Annotated in this window: 4 protein-coding genes; 2 read left to right on the top strand and 2 right to left on the bottom strand. The window is 66.8% G+C overall.

The window, feature by feature from the left end; genetic code table 11:
• Positions 1-201: 201 nt before the first annotated feature.
• Positions 202-1224, top strand: coding sequence for a YeiH family protein (locus ABYB95_RS19365; protein WP_372660621.1), 1023 nt, complete (start codon positions 202-204; stop codon positions 1222-1224).
• Positions 1225-1234: 10 nt separating this feature from the next.
• Here the strand turns inward: ABYB95_RS19365 and ABYB95_RS19360 are convergent, their stop codons facing one another.
• Positions 1235-1573: a TfoX/Sxy family protein gene (locus ABYB95_RS19360; RefSeq protein WP_372660618.1), complete on the bottom strand. Its 339-nt coding sequence runs from the start codon at positions 1571-1573 to the stop codon at positions 1235-1237.
• Positions 1574-1617: 44 nt separating this feature from the next.
• Positions 1618-1992 (bottom strand): nuclear transport factor 2 family protein, encoded by a 375-nt coding sequence (locus ABYB95_RS19355; protein WP_372660615.1) that lies wholly within the window; start codon positions 1990-1992, stop codon positions 1618-1620.
• Positions 1993-2257: 265 nt separating this feature from the next.
• On the opposite strand from ABYB95_RS19355, the gene ABYB95_RS19350 reads away from it, so the two are divergent.
• Entirely contained in the window at positions 2258-3190 is a 933-nt protein-coding gene (locus tag ABYB95_RS19350; protein ID WP_372660612.1) for a LysR family transcriptional regulator, read from the top strand.
• Positions 3191-3579: the final 389 nt, after the last annotated feature.

The raw sequence follows: 3579 nt of genomic DNA, 5'->3' as shown, positions 1-3579 counted from the left end.
GGACAAGCTGGGCCAGCACGAAGGCAATATGAGCCAGCCGGGGCAGTACGTGATCGAACGCGCCTTTGTCGAAAGTTGAAGCACCCCCGCGCCGCTTCGCGTCACCCCCTCAAGGGGGCGGCACTGGCCGTCCGGCAGAGCCGGCCCGGCGGTGCCCCTGGCCGGCGCCGCTCCATGCGGCACGGGTGGCGCTCCGGCACCATGGACATCTGGCAAGCGCGGTCTGGCCACCTCGTCAGCCTGTGGCCGGGCGCGGCCCTGTGCGCCGTGATCGCGCTGGCCGCAGTCTTCGTTTCGGGCATGCACGGCGGCCCGCCCATGTTGTACGGCCTGCTGATGGGTGCGGCCTTTCACCACCAGAGCCACGACCCGCGCACCGCGCCCGGTGTGGACGCCTGCATGCGGGTGGTGCTGCGCCTGGGCATTGGTCTGCTGGGCGCACGCATCACGGTGGGTCAGATCGAAAGCCTGGGCTGGGCCACCGGCCTGGTGGTGCTGGGGGCGGTGGCCAGCACCGTGGTGTGTGGCCTGCTGGTGGCGCGCTGGCTCGGGCTTTCGTGGAGCATGGGCTTGCTCGCGGGCGGTGCCACCGCCATTTGTGGCGCGGCAGCGGCCCTGGCCATTGCCGCCGTGCTGCCCAAAGATCCGGAGCGCGAGCGCAACACGCTGACCGCCGTGGTGCTCGCCACCGTCTTGTCCACCATTGCCATGTTGTTGTATCCCTTGCTGGCGCGCAGCCTGGCCTTGCCGCCCACCTGGGCCGGTGTGTTCATCGGCGGCAGCATCCACGACGTGGCCCAGGTGGTGGTGGCCGGGTATTCGCTGGGGCCGCAAGCGGGCGACACAGCCTCCATCGTCAAACTGCTGCGGGTGGCTTCGCTGGTGGGTGTGGTGATGACCATCTCGGTGGTTTGCCGCCGTTTGCCGGCGCTGGCTTCGGCGCCCACCCCTGCTGCTTCTGGCTTGCCGGTTCCGGGCTTTCTGGTGTTGTTCGCACTGCTGGTGGGCGTGCATTCGGCCGGCTGGATGCCGCCGGCCCTGCAACTGAGCCTGAGCGAAGGCTCACGCGCCTGCCTCATGGTCGGCGTCACCGCGCTGGGCATGAAGACCTCGTTTGGCGGGCTGGCACGCACCGGCTGGCGCCCGGCCGCGCTGATGCTCGCCACCACGGTCTGGATCGCCGGCTTTGTGCTGGCCGGGATCGAGCTGGTGATGCGGTTTTAGGGCAAGGGGTTTATTTCGCGGGCTTGGCCGGCAGCGTGGCCACAAAAGCCGCGCACCAGTGCACCCACGCCGAAAGGTCTCTGTCTTCGGCCAGACCCGGCGGGTCTATGTACACGTAGCCCCGCAGCGGGCGACCGGTGAAATCCATCACCCGCACATGGGGCAGGGCGAGCGCGTCTGGGTAGCGCTCTGGCCCCACACGCGCCATCAATGTTGAGCCGTTCACGCCCACGAACATCTTGCCATCCAGCAGAAACGCCAGACCGCCGAACATCTGGCGTTCGGCCAGGCCGGGGCGCGGCCCAAGGGCTTCGCGGATGCGTTGGGCGAGACCGGGGTCGTAGGCCATGGGAACCTCCTGTGCTGGTGTACGAGGCGCGGCGCCCGTTTTCTTCAGGGCTGGCGCGGCAGCGCTTGTGCCGGGTCGTAGAAGAAGGTCTCTTCCGCAATGCGCTCGCCTTCCCAGCGCTGGTAGGCCAGTTCTTCGATGCGCGTGGTGGAGCCATCGAGCCACTCGAACCGAAAGATCCACCGAATCACCACATGCTCGCCGTCGACAAACACTGGGCGCACGCAGGTGGATTGCACCGTCTTGGCGCGCGCCATCACCTTGCGCTCGTGGGCGACGTGGGCATCGCGCCCCACCCGCGGCGGTGCCTGGTTTTCCCGCATGGAAGAGTGGGGCGTGTGGAATTCTTCGCAGGCTTCGGCGTGGGCGTTTTCTTCCACCCGGGCGATGAAGCGTTCCAGTGTTGCGGTGCTGGGCATGGGGGTTTCCTTGTGTCTGCGGATGGTGTGCGTGCAGCAGGTTAAACCCACCAGAGAACTCCTGCACGCCCCCAGCCATACCGAGCTGGCGCCCGGCCTTGCCTGCAACCGCGCGTCAGGCGAGCAAAGGCAGGAGCGCAGACCCTTTAGTTGGCGCCGAAAACAGGCAACTGGGTCGGCCATGGGCGCAGTCGCACTACACGGGTATTGAATAGGCCAGATTGTTGATTGATTTGTCGCATTTTTGGCGCTAATCTGCCTCCCCATGGACAAACTCAAACAGTTCGAAACCCTGGTTTCCGTCGCGGCGCGCGGCAGCCTCACCGCAGCGGCGCGGGCCGAAGGCGTGGCCCCGGCCATCATCGGGCGGCGGCTCGATGCGCTCGAATCGCGCCTGGGCGTCAAGCTCATGGTGCGCACCACGCGGCGCATCACGCTCACACACGAAGGCAGCGCCTTTCTGGAAGACTGCCAGCGCCTGTTGGTGGACCTGGCCAACGCCGAAGCCAGCGTGAGCGCGGGCGGGGTGAAAGCCAGCGGGCATTTGCGCCTCACCGCGCCCGCCGGTTTTGGCCGCCGCCACGTGGCGCCCCTGGTGCCGCTCTTTCGCGAGCTGCACCCCGAGGTGACCATTTCGCTCAACCTGAGCGACCGTGTGGTCGATGTGCCGGGCGAGGCCTACGACTGCGCCGTGCGCGTGGGCGATTTGCCAGACTCCTCGCTGGTGAGCGTGCGTCTGGCCGACAACCGCCGCCTCTGTGTAGCCACGCCGAAATACCTGCAACAGCACGGCGTGCCACAGGTGCCCGCCGATCTGGTGCGCTTCGATTGCCTCACCCTCAGCAGCGATGCCTCGCAGACGCGCGGCTGGGCGTTTGCCATGCCGCCCAAGCCAGAAGGCCAGCCGGACATCATCCACCTGAAACCCGGTGGCCCGCTCGATTGTTCCGATGGCCAGGTGCTGCACGAGTGGTGCTTGGCCGGCTACGGCATCGCCTGGCGCAGCACCTGGGAGGTGGAGGCCGACGTGGCTGCCGGCCGCCTGACCACCGTGCTCGACGACTACGCCGCGCCACCCAACGGCATCTACGCCCTGTTTCCCCAGCGCAAACACCTGGCGCTGCGGGTGCGGTTGTGGATCGATTTTTTGAAGCACCACTATGGGCAGACGGATTTCTGGGCGGGGGCGGACCGGTAGAAAGTGAGGGAGTCGACTTTGCGGGTTGTGTTGTGCCGGTACGTTTGAGCCGCTATCCGAAGCAGGCCGGTCATTCCCCCATTTCCAAAGCCCGCAGCAGTGGAGCGGTTGTGCCACCCTGGCCAGATGCGACTTTGGGGTGAAACCGCCCAAGGCCATGTTCGGGCGGACACCGGTGCATGCCCACCACGTCACTTTCTTCTCAAGAGAAAAATCGAGTCCATCAGATCGAATATTTCGAGAGAAGGGCTTGCCCGTCAAGGCCGCAGATCTGGCGACGGCGTGGGGTCTACCTGTTGGGCGATGGCGGTTTCGCGTTCCGCGCGCAAGGCGCGCTGAAACGCCGGGCGCTCTCGCAGGCGCTGCCAGTAGGCGGCCACGGCGGGTGG

Origin of the sequence: Hydrogenophaga sp., from assembly GCF_041633695.1 — a bacterium.
Classification (GTDB): domain Bacteria; phylum Pseudomonadota; class Gammaproteobacteria; order Burkholderiales; family Burkholderiaceae_C; genus Hydrogenophaga.
This window is presented reverse-complemented; position numbering and strand designations above follow the sequence as displayed.